Raw genomic sequence first — 25,418 nt, 5'->3', positions numbered from 1 at the left:
CCCCTCACCCACGCCCGTGACATTTTTTAAACTTCTTCCCTGACCCACATGGGCACGGATCATTCCTCCCAGGCTCATCCTCAGCGGACACGGGCGTCCTAGATCTCTCTTTTCCACTATTCGTTACCAATCCGGTCAAACCCGGCCCTGCCACGTCCCCGTTACTCGCCCGCGCCGACATTCCGAGGCCGTCCACATTCGCCTGGCTAGACGCTCCCTGTCGCGCGGGGGACTCAGACGCTCCACCCCCATCCGTCGACCCCGAATACTTCAACCGCTGGGGCGCCTTTCTCTGCTGCTGCGGCGCGCCAAACTGTGCACGGAAGAAGTAGCTAGCCAACGTCTTCCGTAGATCCGTCATGAGGTCCACAAACATGTCATAGGCCTCCTTCTTGTACTCGACCAACGGATCCTTCTGTCCCCAACCCCTGAAGCCGATCGATGCCTTCAGGTGATCTAGATCATACAAATGATCCTTCCACTTCTCGTCGATCACACTGAGCATAATGAAACTCATGACCTGCTCGGAGTGCTCACCGAGTGACTCAATCTTGTTGTGGAAGGAGTTCCTTAGGCCATCGAGTACCCAGGTTTCGATCTCGTAGCGCTCATGCTCATGCTCGGCATCGTTCTCTTCTGGCAACTCACCAACGACGATGAACAAGTCGATAATCAGTCGGCGGCGCAGTCCGGCGAGATCCCACTGCTCGGACGACTGCTCGAGAGGCGCGTACTCATCAATCGCGTCTCGGGCAGCCTGCTCGATCATCTCCCAGATTTCACCCTTCAGGTCTTCCCCACCCTCCAGAGCGAAAAGCCGTAGGTCATAGATGACCTCGCGCTGCTGGTTCATGACGTCGTCATAATCCAGGAGGCGTTTACGGGCCTCGAAGTTGTTAGTTTCGACCCGCATCTGGGCGCGCTCGATAGACTTCGTAACGAGACCGTGCGTGATCACGTCACCTTCCTCGGCACCCATCTTGTCCATAACGCCCGCGATGCGCTCCGAACCGAACAGACGCATGAGGTCGTCTTCTAGCGACAGATAGAACTGCGACGCGCCTGGGTCACCCTGTCGACCGGACCGACCTCGAAGCTGCCGATCGATACGACGAGAATCGTGGCGCTCTGACCCGATGATCTGAAGGCCGCCATACTCGAGGACGTCCTCGTCGTTCTTCAACTTGAGTTTCTCAGCACGAACTGGGTCGACCGGCAGCACGTCATCGACATCGATGCTTCGCTCATTGAGCCACTCGACGGAGCGAGCCTCAGTGACGCTGGAGCCGAGCTTAATATCCGTGCCTCGTCCGGCCATGTTCGTGGCGACTGTCACCGCCCCCGGCTGGCCGGCGTCCCGTACGATTTCCGATTCCGACTTATGGTGCTTGGCGTTCAGGACTTGGTGCTTAATGCCTCGGCGCTTGAGCATGCGCGAGAGGGTCTCAGACACATCAACATTCGTGGTTCCTACCAAGACCGGCAGATCTAGGCGCTGAAGCCGCTCCACCTCGTCCATAATCGCGACGTACTTCTCACGCTTGGTTCGGAAGATGAGGTCGTTCCGATCTTCTCTCGTAATCGGCCGATTGGTCGGAATCACGATCACATCCAGAGCGTAGATCTGATGAAACTCGCCCTCCTCCGTCTCAGCAGTTCCGGTCATGCCGGACAGCTTGTCGTACATCCGGAAGTAATTCTGGATGGTGATCGTCGCGAGCGTCTGCGTTTCGCCCTGGATCTCCACGCCTTCCTTCGCTTCCACCGCCTGGTGCAGGCCATCGCTCCAACGCCGACCTGCCATCTGTCGCCCAGTGAACTCGTCGACGATGACGACCTGTCCATCTTCACCGATGATGTATCGCTCGTCCTTGTGGAACAGCGTGTACGCTTTGAGCAGCTGGTGGATAACGTGGATTTTCTGGCTCTTGCCAGCGTACTCCGCTTCCAGCTCTTCAATACGGGCGCGCTTGTCGTCTAGCGAGAGCGTCTCGGAGACTTCGATTTCGCCCATCTCTGCTGAAAGATCCGGGACGGTGAACGCATCGGGATCGTTCGGGGACATCTCGTCGAGACCACGGTCGGACAGGTGGACGTTGTGGCCCTTCTCGTCCATCGCAAAGAAAAGCATCTCATCGACCTCATGCAGGCGCTTCTCCCGCATGTAGTCGCCCTCGACCTTGTTCACGAGGGTCTGAAGAGACGGATCGTCCGCGAACATCTTCGTCAGCTGTCGCTGCCGCGGAGCGCCGCGCTTAACGGCCAGCAACTTCTCCCCCGCCTCGAACTCCTCCCCAGCCTCAAGATGTTTCTCGGCCTCACTTACGAGCCCGCTGGTCAGCCGCTGCTGCTTTTTGCAAAGCGCGGCTACAAGTGGATTGAACTGCTTGAACGGTGTCGAGGTATCGCGCCCAACCGGACCGGAGATAATAAGAGGGGTGCGCGCCTCATCGATCAGAATCGAGTCGATCTCGTCGATGATCGCGTACGAATACTCACGCTGAACCTTCTGCGCGAGCTGATGCACCATGTTATCCCGCAAATAGTCGAACCCGAACTCGTTGTTCGTGCCATATGTAATGTCAGCTGCGTAGGCCGCTTGGCGCTCCGGCGAACCTGGATCAAACTTGTCGATCACGGCGACGGTGAGTCCCAGAAAGCCGAACACGGCACCCATCCACTCGGCATCTCGTTGGGCAAGGTAGGTGTTTACCGTGACCAGATGTGCGCCACTGCCCGTCAGCGCATTCAAGTAGAGCGGCATCGTAGCAACGAGTGTCTTTCCTTCACCCGTCGCCATCTCCGTAACCTTCCCGCGGTGTAGCGAGATCCCACCGATCAGCTGCACATCATATGGAATCATGTCCCAGGTCAACGTCTGCCCTGTGACCGTGACCTCCGTGCCCACCAGTCGTCGACAGGTGTCCTTTACAACCGCGAACGCTTCCGGAAGGATATCCTCCAGCGACTCTTCGATCTCGCCGAGCAGCTTATCCTCGAGTCCGCCAAGTTCAAGGGATAACCGCTCGCGCTCAGAGGGGTCCTCGGAGTGTCGCTTCTCCTCCTTCAACTCATTGATCTGCGACTTGACGGCCGTGGTTCGCTCCGTGATATAGCCGCGGAACTCATCCGTCTTCGCCTTGAGCTGATCGTCGGAGAGGGAAGCGAGTCCTTCGTAGATCGAGTTGATCTCCTCGATCAGGGGCTGAAGCTTCTTGGCCTCACGCGTGTGGCGAGAGCCGACGAAGGTTTTAAGTGCGGTTTTTAGCATGTACGATGTCATTGGCTGCGAGCGAGTCGATCGCAGCCTTCCATGTCAGTCTTTGGGACCACGAGCGTACACCAAGCGGTGGACAAAGATCGCCTTCAGATCGAGGGCGTGCGAACTACGGTCAGCAGCTACGCGGCCTGTTGTCTGTAACAGTACCGACCCAACGGTACATTCGGCGCGGAAGTTCTTGTAGTGGCTCGCGATACGTCGTTGCAGCAGGCGAAGCACCACTCTCGGCAGCCCCCCTGGCACATAGCTACAGCAGGTCAGCCTGGGCGTGGGCCTTGGCATTTTTGCCACCACAGCCGGGCTGCGACAGGCCCAAACACCTTCACTGGCGGAAGCCCCCCCCCCGACGGCTTCAAGAGGACCCAGAACTCGTTCGACAGCGGTTACTCGAATCGGACCTGACTGACTACTAATGACTACGATGATCATCATTTCATTCGGCTGTCGGTCAAACCACGATTGACATAACTCTGGCAGGTCGGTGGCCGGAGATCGATTGTAGACTTCGAGCAAGTTGTGGGGCTAGACCGAGAATACGTCGAGAACTGGTCTTTCTGGCTTGATCTTCGCATTCTCTTGTAGACACTACCGGCGGTAGCCTTTCGCACAGGTGCGTACTGAGCGGCAACAATCAGTTGCCAACCAACGTGGTGTAACGCCTCACTCGACATTTCTTCATGGTGACACACTTGAGATCCTCTCTTAGAACTCGAGCAATCCTGATAATGCTGGCGATCGGCCTTGGTGCTTTACGTCCGAGTGACGGTCTCGCCCAGGTGCCTTCCGCGGCCGAAGCGCAGCGGCTCCTGCGAGAGAACCCAGAACTGGTTAGACAGCGCCTGGTTGAATCCGGAATGACCGAAGCGGAGGTTCGCGCTCGTCTAGCCTCGATGGGCTATCCCTCCGACGGCTTGGACGCCGTCATGGCAGGTCAGAACCTCGGGGCAGCCTCCGCCGGTGCAGGAACGTTCGGTGCCGCGCAGAGCGCCGATGGCCTCGAGCGCGTCGAGAGCATGAGTGGTATGCAGTCCGCAAGACTACCCGACTCGCGCAACGGAGGCTTTCCCATTTTTGGGCATGACGTCTTTCGCCGTGCCACGTCACAGTTCCAGCCACTCCTCTCAGGTCCTGTGTCCGACGACTACCAGCTCGGGCCCGGTGACCGGATCCTGTTGATCCTTACCGGCGAGGCCGAGCTCGCACACGAACTCGGCGTTACTCGAGATGGAGCCGTTATTGTCCCGCAGGTCGGCCGCATTTCTGTCGCAAACCTGACGATGTCCGAGCTGCGAACTCTCTTTCGGGATCGCTTCGCTGGCTTCTACTCGGGCATTCGCCGGGGCACGACTTCGATCAACGTGACGATCACAGAACTCCGTACCATCCAGATCTATGTGGCCGGTGAAATCGAACAACCCGGGGCCTACCAGCTGTCATCCGTGGCTACTGTGACGAATGCGCTTTACGCTGCTGCCGGGCCTACCGACTTAGGAAATTTGCGCCAGGTCCGAATCAGTCGACGCGACGGTGAGAACAGCTCCCTCGACCTATACCCGTATCTCCTCGAAGGTGACGTGACCGGTGACATCACGTTGGAGCAGGGTGATGTCTTGTTTGTCCCGCCACGGGAACGGAGAGTACAACTGCACGGCGCGGTTGGCCGCCCTGCTCAATACGACATATCTGAGTCCGAAGACCTTATCGACTTGCTCCGAGCCGGGAGTGGTTTTGGGCCTAGGGCCAACCGGTCACGAGTCACCGTTTATCGTATTCTGCGCCCCTCTGACCGTGCTCCGGGCCTTGCCTCCCGATTGGCGATTGATCTCGATCTTACAGCGTCCGAGGACCCTTCCGCGGTGAACCACCTGGGTGGGGTGATCATTCCACCGGTAGGGCTCCAAGACGGTGACTCGATCGTAGTCAGCACTGTGGTTGCGCTAGATCAAAGCTTCCACGTGACGGTCAGAGGGATGGTAGCTGAGCCCAACATGTTCCCGTGGCACGAAGGGATGACCCTGCGTGATCTGGTGAATCTTGCCCGGGGTCCGATCGTTGGAGCTGACCTGCGCCAGGCCGAAGTGTCGCGACTACCGGAGGACCGTGAAAAGGGAGAACTCGTAGATCGCCTGCTTGTCCCCCTAGACTCGAGCTACCTGAGTCAGCGCTCTCTAGATGCGAGGTACGTGGGTCCAGCCGGCATCGATTTCCCCGCTCCAGGGACGGCTCCTGCCTTTACCCTGGTCCCGTTTGACCAAGTTGTGATCTTCCGCCAACCTGAGTTTGCGATGCCTCAGTCAGTCACAATCACAGGCGAAATCTCGGTCCCCGGTCAATACACGCTGCTGTCGAAGAACGATCGTATTCTCGACTTGATAGCTCGGGCCGGATCTATTCTTGAGAATGGGAACGTCGAAGGAGTACAGCTCATTCGAGACGAGGCCGGCCTGGGGAGGCTCGACCTCAACCTCCCCGCGGCAATGATAGACCCGCTGGGAATTGAAAATATCCTCCTCCGCCCAGGCGACATCGTCAACGTGCCGGTATACACACCAACGGTGGTCGTGAGCGGCGCGGTGAACTCGCCTGTCACAGTCCTCTACCGTGAAGGCCAGGACTTCGCATACTACATCCAAGCGGCGGGCGGCTTCCGGGGAGATGCAGACAAGAAGCTTTCCTCTGTCCAATCCGCGAGCGGTCTCACCCAAACCCGATCGAAATTCTTGCTCTGGTCGAGCTACCCGTCGCCTACCGCGGGGAGTGCAATTACCGTCCCGGCGAAGGACCCCACCAATAGAATCGACAAAGTCGCGTTGACGACAGGGCTCGTTACCATCCTCGGGTCGATGGCGACAATATTCCTCCTGATCGTGAAAAATAGCAGTCCGATCTAGCCACACTAGACTGTCCGGCGATCCATTGGACCCGTGGCGAAAGTGCTCGCACCGTTCGCCTGCCACTAAGACCAGGCGCTTGAGCTAGATCCAAGAACGAAAAATCCGCGTCTGGCTCGGTCGCGAAGAAGTCAAGGACTTAGTCCAGCATACCGCGATGCTGGACCTTGACCACTGGCGCCGTCTTGATGACTTCGGGTCGCATCACCCTTTCACGATCCAGCTTGAACCGACCTCATCCACCTTGCGGGGGGCCACGTGGCGAGCATCCACCAGTACTGTGGAGGCGTCCACCACTCGCTGGTAATCAAAATCCGAGTGGTCGGTAAGGATCACCACAGCATCGGCACCAGCCATCGCCGCATCGGTCAACTCGACCGAGCTGAGATGCGTCCCTTCCTCGTGCAGTTCAGCGACGAACGGATCGTGATAGGACACCGTAGCGCCGGCGGCCTCCAGCAGCCGAATCACATCGAGCGCCGGCGACTCACGGACGTCCTCGACGTCGCGCTTATAGGCCACACCTAGCGCCAATACCTTCGAGCCGTTCACCGCCTTCCGACGACGCTTGAGTGCCTCTCGAATTTTTCCTACCACGAAGTAGGGCATTTCCGAGTTGATCTCGGACGCCAGCTCGATAAACCGCGTCTTGTAGTTCAGCGTCCGCATCTTCCAAGACAGATAGTGCGGATCCACCGGTATGCAGTGTCCGCCAAGGCCCGGCCCTGGCATGAACTTCATGAAGCCGAACGGCTTGGTTGCAGCCGCCTCGATGACCTCCCAGATGTCGACGCCCAGTCGCTCGGCGATAAGAGCTGTCTCGTTCGCCAATCCGATGTTCACCGCCCGAAAGGTGTTCTCCAGGATCTTGGTCATCTCCGCGGCTTCAGCCGAAGAGACCGGCACAATGGTGTCGAGAAATTTTCGGTAGAAGGCGGCTCCGGCCTCGGTGCATGCGGCGGTAATCCCACCCACCACTTTGGGAGTGTTCTTGGTGTTCCAGGTCTCGTTCCCAGGATCGACCCGCTCAGGCGAGAAACACAAATTGAAGTCCTCTCCAATCGAAAGCCCGGTCGCTTCCAGCGCAGGCAGCATCACTTCCCGCGTCGTACCCGGATAGGTCGTCGACTCGAGAATGATCAGCTGACCTTTCCGTAGCCCGCCTGCAACCGCTTCCGACGCTGCCAGGATGTAGGACACATCAGGGTCCCGCGTTTTCGATAACGGCGTGGGCACACAAATCAAGATGACATCGCACTCAGCAAGGCGGGACATGTCAGTCGTTGCCTCGAGAACACCGGCCTCGCGCAGGACCGCGACTTCCTCGGACGGCACGTCCTGGGTATGCGACTGACCCTCGTTGACGTTGGCCGTAACGACTTCGGTCACATCAAAGCCAATCACGTTGAAGCCGCCTTTCCCTGCTTCGACTGCGAGGGGAAGGCCCACGTAGCCGAGCCCAATCACTCCGACCGTCGCGCCCTGCGTACCGTGAGGGGTCATGCTGACGCTCTATCCGGGTTCGATGAAAAACTTGAGCCTCGAAACGATAACTGAATCGCGATCTGAAATCGTATTAGCGCTCGGTCGCCACCTGTGTAATCCACGCAGAAGACCCCTGATACCAGTCGATCGTGCGGCGGAGGCCCTCCTCGAAGTCAATCGCAGGCATCCACCCGAGTTCATCCGTCGCGCGAGTGAAATCGATGGCATACCGTCGATCGTGTCCCGCCCGGTCCGTTACAAACTCGAGCAGGCTTTCGTGCTTCTGCAAAGCCGCTAGGATTCTCCGGACGACGTCGAGATTCGTCAACTCGGACTCTCCGCCAAAATTGTAGACCTGGCCAGCCACACCCTCCTCAGCCGCATACAACAGTCCGACGCAGTGATCAGACACGTGGATCCAGTCTCGCACGTTGAGTCCGTCTCCGTACACGGGTATCTGCTGCTCTGCCAATGCCCTCGAGATGACCAGCGGTATCAGTTTCTCGGGGAACTGATAGGGACCGTAGTTGTTCGAACTCCTCGTTACCACAACGTCCAGCTGGTGCGTAGCGTAGTAGGCAAGCGCCATCAGATCGGCGGCCGCCTTCGTCGCCGCGTATGGGGAGCGTGGAGCGATCGGGGAGTCTTCCGAAAAGCGAGGGGCCGTAGCCGCGTCAGGTCCAGCCGGGTCGACCCAGGGCAGCTCTCCATAAACCTCGTCCGTAGACACCTGCACGAAGCGCGACACACCGGATTCGAGTGCCGCGGCAAGAAGTGTCGCCGTCCCCACGACGTTGGTGCGTACAAATGGTTGATCTGAGACGATCGACCGATCGACGTGGGACTCGGCGGCGAGGTGGAATACCACGTCGACGCCCTCCATCACCTCACCCACCAGAGCGCCGTCGCATATGTCACCCTGTACGAACCGATAGCGCGGGTGATCCAGCACCCCTTCAAGATTCACCAAGTGTCCAGCATATGTGAGCAGATCCAGGTTCACGACTTCCACGTCGGGGCGCTCCGCCAGCACATGTCTGACGAAGTTCGACCCGATAAAGCCAGCGCCGCCTGTGATCAGATAGCGCATCAGGTCAGATCGCCCGTCAGGACCGGATTCGAACGATCTGCGGCAACCAGTCCGGCGGCGCGGTGAATGGACGGAACCGTCCCGGCGTCAGTCCACCATCCTTCGATCACATCATGCCCAAGCTCGCCCCACTCGATGTACTGGTTGTTCACATCAGTGATCTCGAGCTCGCCACGGGCCGAGGGCTCGAGCGTTCGCACCACGTCGAACACCTTGTGGTCGTACATGTAGCATCCGGTGACGGCCAGGGAGCTCGCGGGGTGGATGGGCTTCTCAGACACACGCACGACACGTTCCCGTTCGACGGTCGCGACGCCAAACCGTTGGGGGTCATCCACGGTCTTGAGGAGAAGCCGCGCTCCGACGGGGTTCTCGACAAAGCTCCCGATAGCAGGTGCCAAAGAGTCCTGAAAGATGTTGTCGCCGAGGATCACTGTAACCGGACCACCTGCGGCGAAATGCTCTGCCAGCCCCAATGCCTCGGCGATACCCCCTTCCCCCTCCTGAAACGCATATCGAAGGTAATCCAGGCCGAAGTCCCGCCCGTTTCGCAGAAGCTTGAGGAAGTCCCCTGCATGGTCGCCACCGGTGACAACGAGAATGTCCCGAATCCCCGCTTGAGCCAGTTGCTGGAGCGGATAGCAGATCATGGGCCGATCATAAATTGGAAGCAGATGCTTGTTAGTCACGCGAGTCATCGGGAGAAGTCTCGTCCCGAGTCCGCCGGCAAGTACGATCCCTTTCATCCTACTTCAACCATCCGCCAACAGCGGCCTCACCCAACGCACGACCTGCCGCCATATAGTTCGGGGAGACCGGTCGCTCCTGATTGAATGCCAGTTCGCTTCCGTCACGCAGGCAAGCGAGTCCACACGGGTGCCCGTCAAAGCGCCCACCCCACGGCCTCGGCGGCAGCGTGCAATCCTTCAAGGATTCTTCTCCTGACATCATCAGAACGACTCACACGCACTCTAATATCCCAGAACCGATCGATCCGATGACCGAATCGGTGTACGTCCGTATCACAGGCTCTCGAGAAAGGCGGGAAGGGCATCCCGCCAGTCGGTCATTCCTCGGCCAAGCACCCCTTCCGTCTCACCGAGATCAAGAACCGAATACAGGGGTCTGGGCGCATCCGCACCCCATTCCAACGTCGAGACACCCGCAGTATCCATCTCAACACCTTGAACCAAGAACGTCTGCCGCGCGAGATCTAGCCACGTCGCCTCTCCTGCATCGGCCACATGCATCACACCGCCTGCCCGGACTTCAATCAACTCGATAATGGCCTCGGCAACGTTTCTTGCCCAAGTCGGGCGCCCGACCTGGTCGTCGACCACTCTCACCTTGTCCCGGTCCCTCGCGATCCGCAACATCGTCTGCACGAAATTGCCACCGGCGGCCCCATACAACCAACCCGTTCGTACAACGAGCGCCGAAGGCACCCGTCCAGATCCATCGCCAGCCTCATTACCCGGGGTATAGGCCGCCAGAGTTTCTAACTCACCTGCCAGCTTCGATCGGCCATAGGAGGAAATCGGGCCGGTCTCATCCGTCGTGAGATACGGCGACGATTTTAGCCCGTCAAAGACGTAGTCGGTCGAAACGTAAACCGTGGACGACCCGACGGACTGCGCGGATCGAGCGACATTCCTGGCGCCACCGCGGTTGACCGCCATGGCGATGTCCGGTTCTGACTCCGCCTTATCGACAGCCGAATACGCGGCGCAGTGCACAACGACGTCGGGTTGCTCTTGCAGGAAACACGCCGACACTGCATCCGGATCGGTGACATCGACCTCCGCGCGGCCCAGTGCGACAACCTTATGTCCTCCGACCCGTGCGGCCCGCACAACCTCCGTACCGAGGAGCCCACGCGCACCGGTCACCAAGATCCTCATGTCAGGTCCCCATTACCTATCGACAAAAAAACGTCCGGTGGCTCACAATAAGCGGACCGAGCCAGAGCACTCATACCCCCAGCGGTGACGGATACAGGTCCCGCAGCTACTTCACCACATTTCCGACATCAACCTCAACGGCACACCGTCATCGCCCACTGATGACAGGTCCAGTGAAAACTAAGCGATGCAGCCCGGACCAGGCACAAAAAGAGACGCCTCACGGGAAAAATCCCGAGAGGCGTCTCTTAATTTCACACGGCCAATCCGGTCACGGGGCCTTCGGTCAGCCAGCCACCTTCATAGGTGGAGCCTTGGCGACCTTGCCCGCCGAGATGCACCGGGTGCACACCCTGACCCGACGGCGATCGCCCTTGTCGTCGACGATCTTCACCGTCTGAAGGTTCGGCAACCAACGGCGCCGCGTCTTGTTGTGCGCGTGGCTGACGTTGTTTCCCGTAGCGGGTCCCTTGCCACACGAATAGCACACTCGAGCCATCTCTATCGATCTCTGCTTGAAATTTGTATGAAGGGGCGGGCGTCTAGTTGCCGTCGCCCGCCGCGCCCGGACCGCCGGTCACGTCGACGTTCTGCGCTCTCAGATAGTGGGTTGCAAACTCAGCCACAATCTGATCATTCTCGGATATCGTCTGCGCTGTCACCCAAGCGGCAATCGCTGAAGGATCCATCTCACGGATCTCGCCCTCGACAGTAATGATGTCGCCCTGAGTTACCGTGCGCCCTTCAGCCATCAGCGCTTCGTTCCAAGTAATGAGGAACGGGTTGCCACTCGGTGTCGCCACCCAGAACCCTTGGCTGCCAAGCATGCTGGCGACCTCGTACCCTGCACCGCGAATCACCTGACCGAGGTAGTCCTCCGGAAAGACAGTCCCCTCGTTGTCGCCAAAGCGCACATCCGGGATCCCCGGATCGGCCTCCTCGACTGGCGCTTCGGCTACCGGACGATTCGCCCGTTCCTCGGCGGCCTCGCCACTAATCCAATACATGAATCCACCCATAACCGCGAAGGCCGCGATCATGAGGATCATTCCCATGTCTGCTGCACCACGTCGAGAAGCGTTCTCCGGCATGTCCTTGGTCCTGTCCTTGGTAGAGTCTTGGCTGTTCACGGCGGCCAAACTAACCGACCAACTCGATGAGCGACATCTCCGCCGCATCACCTTTTCGGTTGCCGAGTTTGAGCACGCGGGTGTAGCCACCCGGACGCTCCATATAGCGCGGAGCGATGTCATCAAACAACTTTCCGAGGACCTGTCGGTCCTGGATCTTCATGGCTGCGAGTCGACGCGCGTGTACGTCACCACGACGAGCCAGAGTAATCAGGCGCTCGGCATACGGCCGAAGCTCCTTCGCCTTAGCCGTCGTGGTCTCAATCCGCTCGTGCATGAAAAGCGACGTCACCATGTTGCGAAGCGTTGCCTTCCGATGACTGCGGGTTCGGGAGAGCTGTCTCCCCTTCTTGCGGTTCCGCACGGTTACTCCTCGCCGCCTGCTGCGGCTTCGGCCTCATCTTCTACGAAGAACAGGCGACCATCTTCGCCCTCTTCGAGCTGCATGCCGAATCGTAGGCTGTGCTCCTCGAGGAAGTCGGAGATTTCCTTAAGTGATTTTTTTCCGAAATTCTCGATCTGCAGCATCGATTCCTCGCTACGCTGCACGAGGTCACCAAGCGTGCTGACGCTCTCCTTTTGCAGTGAATTGCGCGAGCGAACCGACAGCTCAGCGAGGTCCTCAATGGGACGCACGAAGAGGTCCTGAAGACGCTCCGAGACCGGTGACGCACCAGGAGGGGAAACCTCCGGAATACCGCCCTCACCGAAGTACAACATGTACTCCAGATGCTTCCGGACGAGGTCAGCGGCGTACGCAACGGCAGCCTCTGGCTCAATGGATCCGTCAGTCTCGACCTGCAGCGTCAGGCGATCAAAGTCCGTCCGCTGCCCGACCCGGGTCTCTTCGACTGAAAAATTCGCCCGACGAACCGGGTTGTAGATCGAATCGATTCGGACGAGGTCGACCGGCGCACCACGTGGGATTGGGTGCGTGTTCGCCAGTACGAAGCCACGGCCCGTGTTCACATGAAGCTCCACATGGAGCGAACGATCCTCTTGGAGCGTGAACAGGTGATGGTCCGGATCCATGATCTCAGAGCCAGCCGACGTCTGGATCATCGAAGCGGTAATCGGACCACCCTTTTCGATGTGAATCTCCAGCACGGCTTCCTCAACGTCATCGTCGAGCGTTACGACGAGTGACTTGAGGTTCTGAATCACCTGATGAACGTCTTCCACCACGCCCTGGATAGTCTGGTGTTCGTGTACCACACCGTCGATCCGGAACGCCCACACGGCAGAGCCGCGCAGCGATGAAAGAAGAACCCGACGTACCGAGTTCCCGAGCGTATGGCCGAAGCCACGCTCAAGCGGCTCCATGACGAACTGAGCCGACCGTGCACCTTCCTGCGGGTCGAGGTTCTCGACACGCTCCGGAAGTACCAGTCCGGTCAGATCTAATTCCACAATGTCCTCCTGATTGCACCGATGACGCCAAAGTCCGCACGGGACCAAGGCGATGGCATTACTTCGAGTAGAGCTCCACGATCAACTGCTCCTGGATCGAGCTGTCGACGTCGGTCCGCATGGGAGCGCGCACCACACGACCAACACGCTGCTTGTCATCCAGAGCCAGCCATTCGGGCAACTTCGGGCGCGTACGCGCTGCGAGAGCTGCCTCGATCGGGACGATGTTCTTTGATTTGGACTTGACCGCGATCTCGTCGCCAGGCTTCACCTTGAAGCTCGGGACATCCACGTAACGGCCATTCACCTCGACGTGACGATGACGGACGAGCTGCCGAGCCTGGTTACGGCTCTGCGCAATGCCCATCCGGAATACGGTGTTGTCGAGACGCGTTTCGAGCGCGACGAGAAGATTCTCACCTGTCACGCCCGGAATGTGGTTCGCGTGCTCGAAGAGGCTGCGGAACTGTTTCTCACCGAGGCCATAGGTCCTCTTGACCTTCTGCTTCTCACGAAGCTGAACCGCATAGTCAGACTGTTTGCGGCGGCGCGCCTGCGCTGGGCCGTGCTGGCCCGGCGGATAGGCGCGACGTTCGATCGGACACTTGTCCGTGTAGCACTTCTGACCCTTCAGAAAAAGCTTGCCACCTTCGCGACGGCAGAGCTTGCAAGCGGGTCCGGTATAGCGAGCCATTATTAAACCCTGCGCTTCTTAGGCGGGCGGCAGCCGTTATGCGGAAGCGGCGTTACGTCCAGAATTGATTTGATGAAGAGGCCAGCCGAGGCGAGTGCCTGAATTGCAGACTCGCGCCCTGAACCGGGCCCCTGTACCCGCACGTCGACCCGCTTCACGCCCGCGGAGACCGCCTCGCGTCCGGCCTGCTCACCGGCAACGGTTGCTGCGAACGGAGTCGACTTCTTGGAGCCCTTGAAACCGGCCTTCCCTGCACTGGCCCAGACGATCGTGTTGCCCGAGTTGTCCGTGATGGTGATCACGGTGTTGTTGAACGTCGCCTTAACGTAGGCGATGCCCTCGGCCTCGACGACCTTCTTCGAGCGCTTGGGTGTGTTTGGCTTGGCCACTGTGTATGAATCCTCAGTTGCTGCGTAATACCAGCGTAGTTAATCAGTCTTCGATGCGGATCCGCACCGAATCAAGTGCTCGCCCAGCGCCGTGAGGCGCATGCTACTTCTTCGGCGGCGCTTTCTTACCAGTGATCGCACGCTTCTTGCCTTTGTGCGTCCGGGCGTTCGTGTGCGTCCGCTGACCGCGTACCGGGAGTCCCCGGCGGTGCCGCAGTCCGCGATAGCACCCGATGTCCATCAGGCGCTTGATATTCATGGATCGCTCGGTGCGAAGCGCACCCTCGACCTTGAAGTTGCCCTCGATCTGGCGACGGAGACGATTCACATCGTCGTCGTCGAGATCCTGGGTTCTTCGGTTCGGATCTACACCGCACGCATCGAGAATCTGTTTGGCGCGGGTGTCCCCGATACCAAAGATATACGTGAGAGCGATCTCAATTCGTTTTCCGCGCGGCAAATCTACGCCAGCGATACGTGCCATGTCGCGTTACCCCTGACGTTGTTTGTGCTTTGGATTCCGCGAGCAGATGATTCGGACCACGCCTTTACGGCGGACCACCTTACAGTGCTCACAGATTGGCTTGACGCTGCTTCGGACCTTCACTTTGCTTCTCCAAATCCGTTTGTAGCAGAGCTTGCAAGTATAACTAGCTCTGACAAGGCCTTCAACCGCCCGTGGGCACGAATGAACCCGCACCGACAGGACCTGCTGCCGAGGTCAATATTCTCGGTCCATCCTTCGTGATACCAACAGTGTGCTCAAAGTGTGCGGACAACGAACGGTCAGCCGTAATCACCGTCCATCCGTCGTCGAGTGTCTTGATGCGCGCGGTGCCAGCGGAGAGCATTGGCTCAATCGCCAAGACCATTCCTTCTCGTAGTGGAGGACCCTGACCTGCCCGACCGATATTGGGCACCTGCGGCTCCTCATGAAGCTCCCGACCCACCCCGTGGCCCACGAGCTCCTTAATGATGCCATACTGGGTGCCGGCACATGTGCGCACGACTGCTGCGCCAATATCACCCACGTGGTTCCCGACCGTAGCGACGTCGATCGTAGCCTCGAGCGACCGCTGAGTGATGTCCATGAGATCAACCGCTTCCTGAGTGACCTCACCCACTGCAAACGTACGGGCCGAGTCCGAGTACCAGCCGTCGAGGCGAACCCCGACGTCGATAGACACGATATCGCCCTCCTGCAGGATCCGCTGCGAGCTTGGGATCCCGTGAACCACCTCTTCGTTCAACGAAATACAGACACTGCCAGGAAATCCGTAGAGCCCCTTGAACGCAGGTATCGCCCCTTCGTGCGAGACGATGAACTCCTCTGCGAAGTGATCAATTGTGGCTGTGGAGACACCGGGCCGGATCTGCTCCGGGAAGGTGTCGTGCAGTTTTCCGATGATCGAACCGGCGTGGGCAATGGTATCCATCTCGTCCGACGTACGAAGGTGGATCATTTAGCACCTCCGCCAGCCTGAGCCACTGCCACCTTGAAGTCACCGTAAATGTCTTCGACAGCCCGATTCGCTGCGATCCGAGCCATTGGCGCTTCATGGGCGTCGTAAAACGCCACTAACGGAGCGGTCTGTTCGAGGTAGACCTGCAAGCGACGAGTGACCGTCTCGGGCTCGTCGTCCACACGGTGCATCAGTGAGGCCCTGCAGCGGTCACATGTGCCCGCAACCTGGGGCGGACTGAAGTATGTGTTGTACACGGCCCCGCACTCCGGACAGCTGCGTCGACCGCTAAGTCTCCTTACGAGCGTCTCGTCCGGTGCTTCGAAAAGAACAACTCCGTCTACCTTGCGGCCGATGGTCTTCAGGACCGACCCCAGGCCTGTGGCCTGCTCAGTTGTGCGAGGGAATCCGTCGAAGAGCACGTCGGTATCGGCCTCGACTCCCCCGAGGTGTACACGGACCAGATCGAGAATCAGATCGTCCGGTACGAGTTCGCCGCGATCCATGAATCCCTGCGCGAGGTTACCCATATCCGTGCCTTCGCGACGCGCTGCGCGAAGTAGGTCACCGGTCGAGACATGCTCAGCACCCAACTCGTCTACGAGCCGGACGGCCTGCGTCCCTTTCCCGACCCCGGGAGGGCCGAGCAGCACAAAAACCATGGAGCTAGTTCACCGGATCAGTTCAGCTACATGTACTGCTGACGGCCGCGCATCTTCACGCGGCCCTTCTTCATGAAGCCATCGTAATGCCTCAGAAGAAGAAGTTGCTGGGCCTGCTGGACCGTGTCGAGTCCAACCCCGACGACAATCAGCAGACTGGTGCCACCAAAGAAGAACGTCTGAATACCGGCCAGATCAATGATCCAGAACGGTACCAAGGCTATGAAGGCCAGGTAGATCGATCCGGGCAAAGTCACACGCGTGAGCACGCGGTCGATGTACTCGGCGGTGCGGGCACCCGGCTTCACACCGGGAATGAACGCACCCTGCTTCTTCAGGTTCTCGGCGAGATCGACCGGATTGAAAATGATCGCCGTATAGAAGTACGTGAAGAACAGAATGAGTAGACCATACGTGACGTAGTAGGGTCCGGTCGACGGCTGGAACATGTCCGCCAAAGACTGAATCGCAGGAATATCCGAGAATGCCGCAAGCGTACCAGGCACAACGATAAAGGACTGTGCGAAGATGATCGGCATAACACCGGCAGAGTTCACCCGCAGCGGAACGAAGCTTTTCTGGCCTTCACGAATGCGTCCCCGACCAACAACCTTCCGCGGGATCTGAACTGGGATCTTTCGGGAGGCCATTGTCATCGCGGTTACACCCGCGGTGATGGCTACGACCGTCACCCCCAGGATAATTAGCGCAAAGGGACCAATCTCGCCGAGCGTGAAGGCTTCCCATGTGCGGCCGAGCGCTGCCGGAAACGTCTCAATAATCGAGAAGAAGATCAGCAGCGACATCCCATTTCCGATCCCGCGGTCGGTGATCTGCTCACCCAGCCACATCACGAAGATGGCACCGACCGTCAGGACAATGACCGTGGTAAGCGTGAACGCGAGACCGGGCGTGCTTACTGCACCTGGAATCGACTGGAGGAAGACCGAGTAGCCGTACGCCTGCGCCATCGACAGTCCGACGGTCGTATAGCGCGTCCACTGGGTCAGCTTCTTCCGGCCGTCTTCGCCTTCCTTCTGCAGCTTCTCAATGGTCGGGAAGACCGCAGCGAGCAGCTGGAACATGATGCTCGCGGAGATATACGGCATGATGCCCAGTGCGAGGATCGTAGCCCGAGACAGCCCGCCACCCACGAACATGTCGTAGATGCCGAGGAACGTCCCCTGCAGCGCACCAAAGGTGGCACGCAGGATGTTCACATCCAGGCCCGGAACCGTGATATGCGCACCGGTCCGGTAGATGAGGAGGATCAGCAAGGTGAAAAGAATCTTCTCCTTGAGCTCCGGTGCGCGCATCAAATTTGCGACGGGATTGTTCGCCATGACTGCGGGTCCCTACACTTCCGGGGGGCTTGATTCGATCACGGTCACCGAACCACCGGCAGCCTCGATCTTGGCCTGAGCACTCGCACTGAATTTGTGCGCGGTGACTGAGACGTTCTTTGACACTTCGCCGACGCCCAGCACCTTCACCGGTTTGCGGAGCGACCGCACGAGACCAGCTGCCTTGAGCGACTCCGGCGAGATATCGCCGTCGACCTTCTCAAGATCACGCACGTTCACAACCTGGTACTCGACCCGGTTGATGCTCTTGAAGCCACGCTTCGGTATCCGGCGGATCAGGGGCATCTGTCCACCCTCGAACCTCGCGTGGACCTTACCGCCGGAACGAGATTTCTGCCCGTCCTGTCCGCGACCAGCAGTCTTGCCGTTCCCGGAACCCTGTCCGCGGCCTTTCCGCTTGCGCGTCTTCGTGGAACCCGACGATGGGCTCAGATCATGCAACTCTGCCATTTATTCGACCTCTTCGACTTCGACCATGAAGGAGACCTTGTTGATCATCCCCTCTATAGCCGGAGTGAGTTCATGCACTACGCTCTGCTGATGCCGCTTGATCCCCAGGGCCTCAATCGTGCGACGATGGCCGACCTTCCGACCAATGTTGCTGCGAGTCTGAGTGATCCGGACCTTCTTTAATGTCTTCTTAGCCACGGTGCACTCCCAGGGCCTCTACCGACACTCCGCGTTCCTTGGCAGCCTGCTCAGCCGTCACAAGCTCATCGAGCCCGTTCATGGTCGCGCGGACCACGTTGATCGGATTGTTGGTCCCGAGGCTCTTGGTGAGCACATCGGTCACACCGGCGGCCTCGAGGACGGCACGAACCGGACCACCAGCGATGACGCCGGTACCCGGTGCGGCGGGCCGCATGAGCACACGCCCGGCGCCCCACTTACCGATAATGTCGTGTGGCAGAGTGCCGTTCTCGATCGGGATCTTCACCATGTTTCGGCGAGCCCGCTCGAACGCTTTGCGAATGGCCTCAGCGACCTCGTTCGCTTTCGCGATCGAGACACCGACGTTGCCCTTCTTGTCACCGACTGCCACGAGGGCTGAGAAGGAGAAGCGACGGCCACCCTTCACAACTTTCGCAACACGGTTGATGAAGATCACGGTTTCCACCAGATCGCTCTCACGACCCCGCGGGCCACGACCACCGTCGCGTTTCTTGGACTTCTTGGGATTCGGATTGTTCGACATCTAGAACTCCAGACCGCCCTCACGGGCTCCATCAGCGAAGGCCTTCACTCGACCGTGATATCTATATCCACCACGGTCGAAGACCACGGTTTCGATTCCCTGACTCTTTGCTCTCTCTGCCAGGAGCTTGCCGGCCGCATACGCCTGCTCGACACGCTTGTTCTGTCCTTCAGCCGAGAATCCCTTGAGATCTTCGGTCAACGTCGACAGGCCAAAAAGGGTGTGCCCAGCGTCATCATTGATGATCTGGCCCTCCATGTGCTTCAGCGATCGGAACACCACGAGACGGGGTCGTGACTCCGTTCCGCGGACCTTGTTCCGTACCCTGAAATGTCGGCGCTGGCGCTGAAGGCGACGGCTCTTTTTGAGCTTACTGTGCTTAATCATGACCCTTAGGCTCCGGCGGTCTTACCGGCCTTACGCCGGACGTGTTCGCCCTGATATCGGATGCCCTTGCCCTTATATGGCTCAGGCGGACGGAAAGACCGGATCTCTGCTGCGGCCTGTCCCACCTTCTGTTTGTCGATGCCTGACACCACGACCGTAGTCTGGTTCGGGCACTCGATACTCACACCATCTGCTGGCTTGTAGTCAATCTGGTGGCTGAATCCGAGCGTCAGCTGGACCATCTTGCCCTTCGCTTCAGCCCGATAGCCGACACCGATGATCTCAAGTGTCTTGGAATAACCCTCTGTCACACCCTGAACCATGTTCGCAATGAGCGAACGTGTCAGTCCGTGCAACGCCCGGTGGTCCTTGTGATCCGACGGCCGAAGCACCCGGACCTGGGCATCATCCATCTCCACCGACATATCCCGGTGCAGGGTCAGATCGAGCTCACCCTTGGGACCTTTGACGGTAACCGTTCCGTTGGCCTGCTTCACATCGACCCCTTTCAGGATCTCGACAGGCATCTTTCCAATACGCGACATCGTTTCCCTCTGCTACCAGACCAAGGCCAGAACCTCGCCCCCGACACCCTGACTACGAGCATCGCGACCGGAAAGGACTCCAGCTGATGTGGACATGATCGAGATCCCAAGACCATTGCGAACGCGTGGGATGTCACCGCTGCTTACGTAGCGACGACGACCCGGACGCGACACTCTCTCGAGATGTCGAATGACGGCCTTACCGTCATGGTATTTCAGATACACCCGGAGAACGCCGAAGCGGCCATCCTGGAGAACTTTATGAGCGTGAACGAAGTGGCTCGCCTCTAGGAGGCGCGCAATCTCGATCTTCTGCTTGGACACGGGCATGTCCACCCACTTGTGGGACGCCTGTCCGGCGTTCCGTATACGGGTGAGCATATCCGCGATGGGGTCAGTCATCATGGTCGTATAATCCCCTTACCAACTCGACTTGCGCACACCTGGGATCTCTCCCCGGAGTGACATTTCACGGAAGCAGATTCGGCAGATTCCGAACTTCCGAATAAACGCGCGTGGCCGCCCACACCGCTGACACCGATTCCGGTGCCGCACGGCGAACTTCTGCTTGCCATTCGCTTTCTCGACGAGTGCCTTTCTGGCCATTCGAATTTCTCTCTCTTATGCGGACGCGCCGATTTGCACCGGCACCTGACCACGGAAGGGGAAGCCAAGCTCGCGGAGCAAAGCGAAGCCTTCGTCGTCTTTGTTGGTAGACGTCACGAATGTGATGTCCATCCCGTGGATCTGCTTGACGTCGTCAAAGTTGATCTCGGGGAAAATGATCTGCTCCCGAACGCCCATCGTGTAGTTGCCACGCCCATCGAACGAACGGGTCGGCAGACCACGGAAATCGCGGACTCGCGGGATCGCGGTGCTGATGAAGCGATCCAGGAAAAACCACATCCGGTCGCGCCGAAGCGTCACCGAGGCACCCACAGCCATCCCTTCCCTAAGCTGGAAATTAGAGATGGACTTCCGGGCTCGATTCCGATTGGCCTTCTGACCGGTGATAATCCCAAGTTCGTTGACAATGCTCTCGAGAAGCTTCTGGTCTTTGCCAGCTGCACCAGCACCCACATTCAGCACGATTTTATCGAGCTTCGGTGTCTGGTGAAGGTTCGAGAACTGGAACTCCTTTTGGAGTTTCGGCCGCACGTAATTCAGATAGTGCGCTTTCAGTCTTGGTTCAATCTTGCTCATTTCTCTAGCTCTTAATTCGGCCGCGGAATCGGATTGCCGCTCTTCACAGCGATCCGCTCTTTGGTTCCGTCTTCTTCAACGCGCATACGGACTCGGCTCGCCGTGTCGGCGGAAGCGTCGATCAGCATGACGTTGGAGATGTGGATCGGGGCCTCGAAAGTGATAATGCCACCGTCGGGATTGGCTTCACTCGGACGGGTGTGACGCTTCCGCATGTTCACGCCCTCAACACGAACTCGATCTTTGTCTTTGAACACTTCTAAGACCGAGCCCTCCATGTCGCGGTAGTTCCCGCGGATGACTCGTACACGATCGCCCTTCCTGATCTTCATCTTGCCCATTACAGAACCTCCGGGGCCAGCGAAACGATCTTCATGTACTTCTTCTCACGAAGCTCGCGGCCTACGGGTCCGAAAATCCGAGTGCCCTTGGGCTCGCCGTTGTCGTCGACAATCACGGCTGCATTGTCGTCAAAACGGATATATGTCCCATCGCGCCTGCGCCTTTCCTTGGCGGTCCGGACTACGACGGCCTTCACCACCGTGCCCTTCTTGATACCCGCGTTCGGGATGGCGTCCTTGACCGTCGCAACGATCAAATCACCGACACCGGCGTACCGACGTCCGGAACCACCCAGCACTCGAATACAGAGTGCTGCTTTAGCGCCGGTGTTGTCGGCGATCCTGAGGACCGACTCCTGCTGGATCATCTTATCTCTCTCTGGCTCTTGCTAACTCGTCGTGTGCGTCGGGTCGATCAGACCGGGCGTGACATCAGCTCGAGAACTCGCCACCGCTTAGTCTTCGACAGTGGGCGGGTCTCGGTAATTTTCACCGTGTCCCCTACCTGGTATTCGTTCTTTTCGTCATGCGCGTGATAACGCGTCGAGCGCTTCATTCCCTTCCCATACAACGGGTGCTGGAATCGGCGCTCTACGGTCACGGTCACGGTCTTGTTCATCGCGTCACTCACCACCAAACCAGTGCGGACCTTGCGACGGTTGCGATCGTTTTGATTTTCGCTCATGGCTTTTCTATCAGGCTTTCTGGGCGAGCTCACGCTCGCGAATGACCGTCATAAGGCGCGCGATGTCGTGACGCACCTGCCCGAGGATGGAGTTGTTTTCCATCTCCATCATCGAGCTGGAGAAACGCAGCTTGAACTGCTCCTCCCTGAGCTCCTTGAGCCGCGCCGTGATCTCGACGTCGTCCCAGTCGCGAATTTCTTCAGCCTTCATCTCTCTGTACTCCCTTCAACTCTCATGGCCTTAAAGCTGCTGTTCGCGCACAACGAACTTGCACTTAATCGGCAGCTTGGCAGCGGCGAGTTCCATGGCCCGTGCGGCCACTTCCTCAGTCACCCCCTCCAGCTCAAACATGATCCGTCCAGGCTTTACCACGGCAACCCAACCTTCCGGGCTTCCCTTACCTTTCCCCATTCGGGTCTCGGCGGGTTTCGACGTGATTGGCTTGTCCGGAAAAATTCGAATCCAGACCTTCCCGCCACGCTTGATGTGTCGTGTCATCGCGATACGAGCGGACTCGATCTGGCGGTTCGTGATCCACGTCGGCTCGAGTGCCTGGAGCCCGTACTCACCGAAAGCAACCTTTCCTCCCCGGTGAGCCTGTCCACGCATTCGACCCTTGTGGGTCTTCCGGCGCTTTACCCGTTTTGGCGCTAGCATCGTTTAATCCTCGATTCCTTGATCAAGAGCCAGTCGAATAGGTGCGGCCACGCCGCTCCTCAACAACTTCACCCTTGAAAATCCAACACTTCACCCCCACGACCCCGTAGGTGGTGTGCGCGTGTAACTGCGCGTAGTCGATATCGGCCCGGAGCGTGTGCAGCGGCACCCGACCTTCGTTGTAACTCTCCGTACGCGCGATCTCGGCACCGCCGAGACGACCCGCGCACTGGATCTTGATGCCCTCGGCACCGGCACGCATGGATGACTGAACCGCGCGCTTCATAGCACGACGGAAAGAAATCCTCTGGCGAAGTTGATGGGCCACGTTCTCAGCAACCAGATAGGCACTTGTCTCGGGCCGCTTGATCTCTTCGACGTTAACAGAGATCTCGGCATTCGAGATCGTCGCTAACTCGTCCCGCAGCTTGTCGACCTCGGCACCACGCTTACCGATCACAACCCCTGGCCGTGCTGTGTGCAGCGTGACGACGATCTTGCTCGGCTTACGCTCGATTTCGACCATGGCCAGCGCGGCGTGTGAAAGACGACGACGCAGATACTTGCGAATCGTCTCGTCTTCTTTGAGCAAGCGCGGGAAATCACGCTCGGCGTACCAACGCGATTTCCAGTCCTTGACGATGCCGAGCCGGAACCCGACCGGATGTGTTTTCTGTCCCATATCCCTACGCGTCCTTGGTATCGACAACCACGGTGATGTGGCTCGTGCGCTTACGAATGGGGGAAGCACGACCCTGCGCGCGCGCCCTCCAGCGACGGAGCGTCGGGCCTTCATCGACGTACGCTTCGCGCACGAAGAGTTCGTCCGCGTCGACCATCGCTCCTTCGTCCTGTGATTTCACTTGGGCATTCGCGACTGCAGACCGGAGAGTCTTTCCGACCGGTTCCGCCGCGGTCTTCTTCGAAAATTGAAGAAGCGCGTATGCCTCATTGACTGACTTGCCCCTGATCTGGTCTACCACGAGACGCACTTTGCGCGCACTCATGCCGACGCTTCGGGCTTTGGCTATTGCTTGCATAATCAACCCGACCGTTTGTCGGCGAGCTTGCCACCGTGGCCCCGAAAGAGGCGGGTGGGCGAGAACTCTCCAAGTTTGTGGCCGACCATGTTCTCCGTGATGTACACCGGGATGAACTTGTTTCCGTTGTGCACGGCGACCGTGTGTCCGACGAAGTCCGGAGAAATCGTCGAAGCTCGCGACCAGGTCTTGATGACCTTTCGCTCCCCTCGAGAATTCATGCCATCGACCTTGAGAAGTAACTTCTCATCGATGAACGGACCTTTCTTTACGCTACGCGGCATAGTTCGATTCCCCGCCTACGACTTGGTGGCTTTGCCGCGTTTGCGACCGCGCACAATGTACTTAGTAGATTCTTTCTTTTTGTTTCGCGTCTTCTTGCCCTCAGGCTTGCCCCACGGGGAAACCGGCGGACGTCCGCCTGATGTGCGACCCTCACCACCACCCAACGGATGATCGACGGGATTCATCGCAACACCGCGGACCTTCGGACGCTTGCCCCTCCACCGATTCGCACCGGCCTTACCGATGACGGTCAACTCGTGATCGGAGTTGCCGACTTCACCGATGGTCGCCATGCACTCTTTGCGCACGCGGCGGACCTCGGTGGACGGGAGGCGGAGCGTCACGAAGTCACCCTCTTTTGCGACGACCTGGACACTGGCTCCAGCTGAGCGCGCCATCTGCGCACCCTTCTTCGGCTTGAGTTCAATGTTGTGAATGGTTGTGCCGAGCGGGATAAGATCAAGCGGCAACGTGCTGCCGATACGAACATCGGCGTTCGGTCCGGAGGTGACGATGTCGCCGACGTTCAGCCCCTTCGGGTGGATGATGTAGCGTTTGTCACCATCCGCATAGTGAATCAGCGCAATGTTTGCTGACCGGTTAGGGTCGTACTCTATGTGAGCGACCTTACCGGGCACATCAAATTTGTTGCGCTTGAAATCGATGATCCTGTAGCGGCGTTTATGACCACCACCTCGTCGCCGCACTGTGATTCGCCCGTGGTGGTTACGCCCGCCGGAGCTGCTCAGCGACTCGGTCAGTGATTTCTCGGGTCCCTTCCGCGTGAGAATCTCGTTGTCGAGAATGGTACGCGTTCGTTGACCTGGTGTCATCGGCCTAAATTTCTTAATTCCCATCAGCCGGCCTCGTAGAGCTCAATCTGCTCGCCTTCCGCGAGTTGGACTACGGCTTTCTTGTAGGACGGGCGGCGACCCTTGCCGCCGTCCTTCGACATGCGACCCATGAAAGCCCGTTTGGTCTTCCCCGGATAACGCATCGTCCGCACGTCCTTCACGTTCACGTCCCAGAGCTTCTCCACGGCGTGCCCGATTTCGATCTTGTTCGCGTCATTGGAGACGATGAAGGTGTAGATGCTAGCCTCCATCTGGTTCGTGGATTTCTCCGTAACCACCGGCGCGATGATGATGTCCCATGCCTCACGCATCGGTCTTCTCCTCCTCGACGGCGACTTCCTCAACCGGAACAGTCTCTTTTTTCGGAGCGGCCTTCTTCTTCGGAGCGGCCTTCTTCTTCGGAGCGGCCTTCTTCTTCGGGGCGGCATCCTTCTTCAGGGCGGCCTTCTTCTTCGGGGCGGCATCC

Annotated in this window: 35 protein-coding genes and 1 pseudogene; 2 read left to right on the top strand and 34 right to left on the bottom strand. The window is 58.7% G+C overall.

Translation table 11 applies throughout. The features are described from left to right. Positions 1-4 precede the first annotated feature (4 nt). Positions 5-3,271, bottom strand: coding sequence for a preprotein translocase subunit SecA (gene secA / locus OSA81_12245; GenBank protein ID MDE0899781.1), 3,267 nt, complete (start codon positions 3,269-3,271; stop codon positions 5-7). Between the two features lie 483 nt (positions 3,272-3,754). On the opposite strand from secA, the pseudogene OSA81_12240 reads away from it, so the two are divergent. Then, positions 3,755-3,856 (top strand): annotated as a pseudogene (locus tag OSA81_12240) (sugar transferase). Positions 3,857-4,005: 149 nt separating this feature from the next. Then, a complete protein-coding gene (locus OSA81_12235; protein MDE0899780.1) occupies positions 4,006-6,171 on the top strand; it encodes an SLBB domain-containing protein in 2,166 nt (721 codons plus the stop codon). A 204-nt stretch (positions 6,172-6,375) separates the two neighbouring features. Here the strand turns inward: OSA81_12235 and OSA81_12230 are convergent, their stop codons facing one another. The 33 genes from OSA81_12230 to rplW form a co-directional block, all read right to left on the bottom strand. Continuing rightward, positions 6,376-7,674, bottom strand: a complete 1,299-nt coding sequence (locus OSA81_12230; GenBank protein ID MDE0899779.1) for a nucleotide sugar dehydrogenase — start codon at positions 7,672-7,674, stop codon at positions 6,376-6,378. Positions 7,675-7,747: 73 nt separating this feature from the next. Further along, positions 7,748-8,746, bottom strand: a complete 999-nt coding sequence (gene rfbB, locus OSA81_12225; GenBank protein MDE0899778.1) for a dTDP-glucose 4,6-dehydratase — start codon at positions 8,744-8,746, stop codon at positions 7,748-7,750. Then, a complete protein-coding gene (locus OSA81_12220) occupies positions 8,746-9,492 on the bottom strand; it encodes a sugar phosphate nucleotidyltransferase (GenBank protein ID MDE0899777.1) in 747 nt (248 codons plus the stop codon). The genes rfbB and OSA81_12220 overlap by 1 nt, the downstream gene beginning before the upstream one ends. Positions 9,493-9,768: 276 nt before the next feature. Beyond that, complete coding sequence (rfbD, locus tag OSA81_12215; GenBank protein ID MDE0899776.1) at positions 9,769-10,647, bottom strand: dTDP-4-dehydrorhamnose reductase; 879 nt, start codon at positions 10,645-10,647, stop codon at positions 9,769-9,771. Positions 10,648-10,933: 286 nt separating this feature from the next. After that, complete coding sequence (rpmB, locus tag OSA81_12210) at positions 10,934-11,146, bottom strand: 50S ribosomal protein L28 (GenBank protein ID MDE0899775.1); 213 nt, start codon at positions 11,144-11,146, stop codon at positions 10,934-10,936. A gap of 43 nt (positions 11,147-11,189) precedes the next feature. Further along, positions 11,190-11,738: a hypothetical protein gene (locus tag OSA81_12205; GenBank protein MDE0899774.1), complete on the bottom strand. Its 549-nt coding sequence runs from the start codon at positions 11,736-11,738 to the stop codon at positions 11,190-11,192. 49 nt (positions 11,739-11,787) lie between these two features. Further along, complete coding sequence (rplQ, locus tag OSA81_12200; GenBank protein MDE0899773.1) at positions 11,788-12,141, bottom strand: 50S ribosomal protein L17; 354 nt, start codon at positions 12,139-12,141, stop codon at positions 11,788-11,790. 2 nt (positions 12,142-12,143) lie between these two features. Next, positions 12,144-13,187 carry a DNA-directed RNA polymerase subunit alpha gene (locus OSA81_12195; protein MDE0899772.1) on the bottom strand — a complete coding sequence of 348 codons (1,044 nt, stop codon included), beginning with the start codon at positions 13,185-13,187 and terminating at the stop codon, positions 12,144-12,146. A 58-nt stretch (positions 13,188-13,245) separates the two neighbouring features. Next, the gene (gene rpsD / locus OSA81_12190) at positions 13,246-13,881 is read right to left on the bottom strand and encodes a 30S ribosomal protein S4 (protein MDE0899771.1); all 636 of its coding nucleotides are present in this window, start codon (positions 13,879-13,881) and stop codon (positions 13,246-13,248) included. A gap of 2 nt (positions 13,882-13,883) precedes the next feature. Next, the gene (rpsK, locus tag OSA81_12185; GenBank protein ID MDE0899770.1) at positions 13,884-14,270 is read right to left on the bottom strand and encodes a 30S ribosomal protein S11; all 387 of its coding nucleotides are present in this window, start codon (positions 14,268-14,270) and stop codon (positions 13,884-13,886) included. Positions 14,271-14,373: 103 nt separating this feature from the next. Next, positions 14,374-14,754, bottom strand: a complete 381-nt coding sequence (gene rpsM / locus OSA81_12180) for a 30S ribosomal protein S13 (protein MDE0899769.1) — start codon at positions 14,752-14,754, stop codon at positions 14,374-14,376. A gap of 6 nt (positions 14,755-14,760) precedes the next feature. Then, positions 14,761-14,877: a 50S ribosomal protein L36 gene (gene rpmJ / locus OSA81_12175; GenBank protein ID MDE0899768.1), complete on the bottom strand. Its 117-nt coding sequence runs from the start codon at positions 14,875-14,877 to the stop codon at positions 14,761-14,763. A gap of 61 nt (positions 14,878-14,938) precedes the next feature. Further along, positions 14,939-15,733: a type I methionyl aminopeptidase gene (map, locus tag OSA81_12170; GenBank protein ID MDE0899767.1), complete on the bottom strand. Its 795-nt coding sequence runs from the start codon at positions 15,731-15,733 to the stop codon at positions 14,939-14,941. Then, complete coding sequence (locus OSA81_12165) at positions 15,730-16,395, bottom strand: adenylate kinase (GenBank protein MDE0899766.1); 666 nt, start codon at positions 16,393-16,395, stop codon at positions 15,730-15,732. Before OSA81_12165 ends, map begins: the two co-directional genes overlap by 4 nt. A gap of 26 nt (positions 16,396-16,421) precedes the next feature. Next, positions 16,422-17,738 carry a preprotein translocase subunit SecY gene (secY, locus tag OSA81_12160; GenBank protein MDE0899765.1) on the bottom strand — a complete coding sequence of 439 codons (1,317 nt, stop codon included), beginning with the start codon at positions 17,736-17,738 and terminating at the stop codon, positions 16,422-16,424. A 12-nt stretch (positions 17,739-17,750) separates the two neighbouring features. Then, complete coding sequence (gene rplO / locus OSA81_12155; GenBank protein ID MDE0899764.1) at positions 17,751-18,209, bottom strand: 50S ribosomal protein L15; 459 nt, start codon at positions 18,207-18,209, stop codon at positions 17,751-17,753. Continuing rightward, positions 18,210-18,407 (bottom strand): 50S ribosomal protein L30, encoded by a 198-nt coding sequence (rpmD, locus tag OSA81_12150; protein MDE0899763.1) that lies wholly within the window; start codon positions 18,405-18,407, stop codon positions 18,210-18,212. Further along, positions 18,400-18,954, bottom strand: a complete 555-nt coding sequence (gene rpsE, locus OSA81_12145; protein MDE0899762.1) for a 30S ribosomal protein S5 — start codon at positions 18,952-18,954, stop codon at positions 18,400-18,402. The genes rpmD and rpsE overlap by 8 nt, the downstream gene beginning before the upstream one ends. Further along, positions 18,955-19,341 carry a 50S ribosomal protein L18 gene (gene rplR / locus OSA81_12140; GenBank protein ID MDE0899761.1) on the bottom strand — a complete coding sequence of 129 codons (387 nt, stop codon included), beginning with the start codon at positions 19,339-19,341 and terminating at the stop codon, positions 18,955-18,957. A gap of 5 nt (positions 19,342-19,346) precedes the next feature. Then, positions 19,347-19,886 (bottom strand): 50S ribosomal protein L6, encoded by a 540-nt coding sequence (gene rplF, locus OSA81_12135; protein ID MDE0899760.1) that lies wholly within the window; start codon positions 19,884-19,886, stop codon positions 19,347-19,349. A 12-nt stretch (positions 19,887-19,898) separates the two neighbouring features. Continuing rightward, positions 19,899-20,291, bottom strand: a complete 393-nt coding sequence (rpsH, locus tag OSA81_12130; GenBank protein MDE0899759.1) for a 30S ribosomal protein S8 — start codon at positions 20,289-20,291, stop codon at positions 19,899-19,901. Positions 20,292-20,306: 15 nt separating this feature from the next. Beyond that, complete coding sequence (locus OSA81_12125) at positions 20,307-20,492, bottom strand: type Z 30S ribosomal protein S14 (GenBank protein ID MDE0899758.1); 186 nt, start codon at positions 20,490-20,492, stop codon at positions 20,307-20,309. Positions 20,493-20,507: 15 nt separating this feature from the next. Then, positions 20,508-21,080, bottom strand: a complete 573-nt coding sequence (gene rplE, locus OSA81_12120; protein MDE0899757.1) for a 50S ribosomal protein L5 — start codon at positions 21,078-21,080, stop codon at positions 20,508-20,510. A 20-nt stretch (positions 21,081-21,100) separates the two neighbouring features. Then, positions 21,101-21,421, bottom strand: a complete 321-nt coding sequence (rplX, locus tag OSA81_12115) for a 50S ribosomal protein L24 (GenBank protein MDE0899756.1) — start codon at positions 21,419-21,421, stop codon at positions 21,101-21,103. A gap of 8 nt (positions 21,422-21,429) precedes the next feature. Next, positions 21,430-21,798 (bottom strand): 50S ribosomal protein L14, encoded by a 369-nt coding sequence (gene rplN / locus OSA81_12110; protein ID MDE0899755.1) that lies wholly within the window; start codon positions 21,796-21,798, stop codon positions 21,430-21,432. Positions 21,799-21,845: 47 nt separating this feature from the next. Continuing rightward, complete coding sequence (gene rpsQ, locus OSA81_12105) at positions 21,846-22,115, bottom strand: 30S ribosomal protein S17 (GenBank protein MDE0899754.1); 270 nt, start codon at positions 22,113-22,115, stop codon at positions 21,846-21,848. 10 nt (positions 22,116-22,125) lie between these two features. Then, positions 22,126-22,326, bottom strand: a complete 201-nt coding sequence (gene rpmC / locus OSA81_12100; protein ID MDE0899753.1) for a 50S ribosomal protein L29 — start codon at positions 22,324-22,326, stop codon at positions 22,126-22,128. A gap of 30 nt (positions 22,327-22,356) precedes the next feature. Beyond that, positions 22,357-22,773 (bottom strand): 50S ribosomal protein L16, encoded by a 417-nt coding sequence (gene rplP / locus OSA81_12095; GenBank protein MDE0899752.1) that lies wholly within the window; start codon positions 22,771-22,773, stop codon positions 22,357-22,359. A 22-nt stretch (positions 22,774-22,795) separates the two neighbouring features. Continuing rightward, positions 22,796-23,455 carry a 30S ribosomal protein S3 gene (rpsC, locus tag OSA81_12090; GenBank protein ID MDE0899751.1) on the bottom strand — a complete coding sequence of 220 codons (660 nt, stop codon included), beginning with the start codon at positions 23,453-23,455 and terminating at the stop codon, positions 22,796-22,798. 4 nt (positions 23,456-23,459) lie between these two features. Beyond that, positions 23,460-23,813 (bottom strand): 50S ribosomal protein L22, encoded by a 354-nt coding sequence (rplV, locus tag OSA81_12085; protein ID MDE0899750.1) that lies wholly within the window; start codon positions 23,811-23,813, stop codon positions 23,460-23,462. Positions 23,814-23,815: 2 nt separating this feature from the next. Further along, entirely contained in the window at positions 23,816-24,097 is a 282-nt protein-coding gene (gene rpsS / locus OSA81_12080; protein MDE0899749.1) for a 30S ribosomal protein S19, read from the bottom strand. Positions 24,098-24,112: 15 nt separating this feature from the next. Next, the gene (rplB, locus tag OSA81_12075) at positions 24,113-24,955 is read right to left on the bottom strand and encodes a 50S ribosomal protein L2 (GenBank protein MDE0899748.1); all 843 of its coding nucleotides are present in this window, start codon (positions 24,953-24,955) and stop codon (positions 24,113-24,115) included. Then, on the bottom strand, positions 24,955-25,263 hold the full coding sequence (gene rplW / locus OSA81_12070) for a 50S ribosomal protein L23 (GenBank protein MDE0899747.1): 309 nt from the start codon (positions 25,261-25,263) through the stop codon (positions 24,955-24,957). Before rplW ends, rplB begins: the two co-directional genes overlap by 1 nt. Positions 25,264-25,418: the final 155 nt, after the last annotated feature.

This window comes from Longimicrobiales bacterium (assembly GCA_028823235.1).
Taxonomy (GTDB): Bacteria; Gemmatimonadota; Gemmatimonadetes; order Longimicrobiales; family Gaopeijiaceae; genus UBA2589.
This window is presented reverse-complemented; position numbering and strand designations above follow the sequence as displayed.

What these genes read in the sequence shown, in the direction of transcription:
- OSA81_12235 (MDE0899780.1), top strand. Translation starts at nt 4,006, where the DNA reads ATGCTGGCGATCGGCCTTGGTGCTTTACGTCCGAGTGACGGTCTCGCC.
- rpmC (MDE0899753.1), bottom strand. Translation starts at nt 22,326, where the DNA reads ATGAAGGCTGAAGAAATTCGCGACTGGGACGACGTCGAGATCACGGCG.
- rplW (MDE0899747.1), bottom strand. Translation starts at nt 25,263, where the DNA reads ATGCGTGAGGCATGGGACATCATCATCGCGCCGGTGGTTACGGAGAAA.
- rplF (MDE0899760.1), bottom strand. Translation starts at nt 19,886, where the DNA reads ATGTCGCGTATTGGAAAGATGCCTGTCGAGATCCTGAAAGGGGTCGAT.
- rpsS (MDE0899749.1), bottom strand. Translation starts at nt 24,097, where the DNA reads ATGCCGCGTAGCGTAAAGAAAGGTCCGTTCATCGATGAGAAGTTACTT.
- secY (MDE0899765.1), bottom strand. Translation starts at nt 17,738, where the DNA reads ATGGCGAACAATCCCGTCGCAAATTTGATGCGCGCACCGGAGCTCAAG.
- rpsM (MDE0899769.1), bottom strand. Translation starts at nt 14,754, where the DNA reads ATGGCACGTATCGCTGGCGTAGATTTGCCGCGCGGAAAACGAATTGAG.
- OSA81_12205 (MDE0899774.1), bottom strand. Translation starts at nt 11,738, where the DNA reads ATGCCGGAGAACGCTTCTCGACGTGGTGCAGCAGACATGGGAATGATC.
- secA (MDE0899781.1), bottom strand. Translation starts at nt 3,271, where the DNA reads ATGCTAAAAACCGCACTTAAAACCTTCGTCGGCTCTCGCCACACGCGT.
- rpsC (MDE0899751.1), bottom strand. Translation starts at nt 23,455, where the DNA reads ATGGGACAGAAAACACATCCGGTCGGGTTCCGGCTCGGCATCGTCAAG.
- rfbB (MDE0899778.1), bottom strand. Translation starts at nt 8,746, where the DNA reads ATGCGCTATCTGATCACAGGCGGCGCTGGCTTTATCGGGTCGAACTTC.
- OSA81_12165 (MDE0899766.1), bottom strand. Translation starts at nt 16,395, where the DNA reads ATGGTTTTTGTGCTGCTCGGCCCTCCCGGGGTCGGGAAAGGGACGCAG.
- rfbD (MDE0899776.1), bottom strand. Translation starts at nt 10,647, where the DNA reads ATGAGGATCTTGGTGACCGGTGCGCGTGGGCTCCTCGGTACGGAGGTT.
- OSA81_12230 (MDE0899779.1), bottom strand. Translation starts at nt 7,674, where the DNA reads ATGACCCCTCACGGTACGCAGGGCGCGACGGTCGGAGTGATTGGGCTC.
- rplO (MDE0899764.1), bottom strand. Translation starts at nt 18,209, where the DNA reads ATGGCAGAGTTGCATGATCTGAGCCCATCGTCGGGTTCCACGAAGACG.
- rpsE (MDE0899762.1), bottom strand. Translation starts at nt 18,954, where the DNA reads ATGTCGAACAATCCGAATCCCAAGAAGTCCAAGAAACGCGACGGTGGT.
- rpsQ (MDE0899754.1), bottom strand. Translation starts at nt 22,115, where the DNA reads ATGAGCGAAAATCAAAACGATCGCAACCGTCGCAAGGTCCGCACTGGT.
- rplN (MDE0899755.1), bottom strand. Translation starts at nt 21,798, where the DNA reads ATGATCCAGCAGGAGTCGGTCCTCAGGATCGCCGACAACACCGGCGCT.
- rpsH (MDE0899759.1), bottom strand. Translation starts at nt 20,291, where the DNA reads ATGATGACTGACCCCATCGCGGATATGCTCACCCGTATACGGAACGCC.
- OSA81_12220 (MDE0899777.1), bottom strand. Translation starts at nt 9,492, where the DNA reads ATGAAAGGGATCGTACTTGCCGGCGGACTCGGGACGAGACTTCTCCCG.
- rplP (MDE0899752.1), bottom strand. Translation starts at nt 22,773, where the DNA reads ATGCTAGCGCCAAAACGGGTAAAGCGCCGGAAGACCCACAAGGGTCGA.
- rplB (MDE0899748.1), bottom strand. Translation starts at nt 24,955, where the DNA reads ATGGGAATTAAGAAATTTAGGCCGATGACACCAGGTCAACGAACGCGT.
- rpsD (MDE0899771.1), bottom strand. Translation starts at nt 13,881, where the DNA reads ATGGCTCGCTATACCGGACCCGCTTGCAAGCTCTGCCGTCGCGAAGGT.
- rplX (MDE0899756.1), bottom strand. Translation starts at nt 21,421, where the DNA reads ATGAAGATCAGGAAGGGCGATCGTGTACGAGTCATCCGCGGGAACTAC.
- map (MDE0899767.1), bottom strand. Translation starts at nt 15,733, where the DNA reads ATGATCCACCTTCGTACGTCGGACGAGATGGATACCATTGCCCACGCC.
- OSA81_12125 (MDE0899758.1), bottom strand. Translation starts at nt 20,492, where the DNA reads ATGGCCAGAAAGGCACTCGTCGAGAAAGCGAATGGCAAGCAGAAGTTC.
- rplR (MDE0899761.1), bottom strand. Translation starts at nt 19,341, where the DNA reads ATGATTAAGCACAGTAAGCTCAAAAAGAGCCGTCGCCTTCAGCGCCAG.
- rplV (MDE0899750.1), bottom strand. Translation starts at nt 23,813, where the DNA reads ATGCAAGCAATAGCCAAAGCCCGAAGCGTCGGCATGAGTGCGCGCAAA.
- rpmB (MDE0899775.1), bottom strand. Translation starts at nt 11,146, where the DNA reads ATGGCTCGAGTGTGCTATTCGTGTGGCAAGGGACCCGCTACGGGAAAC.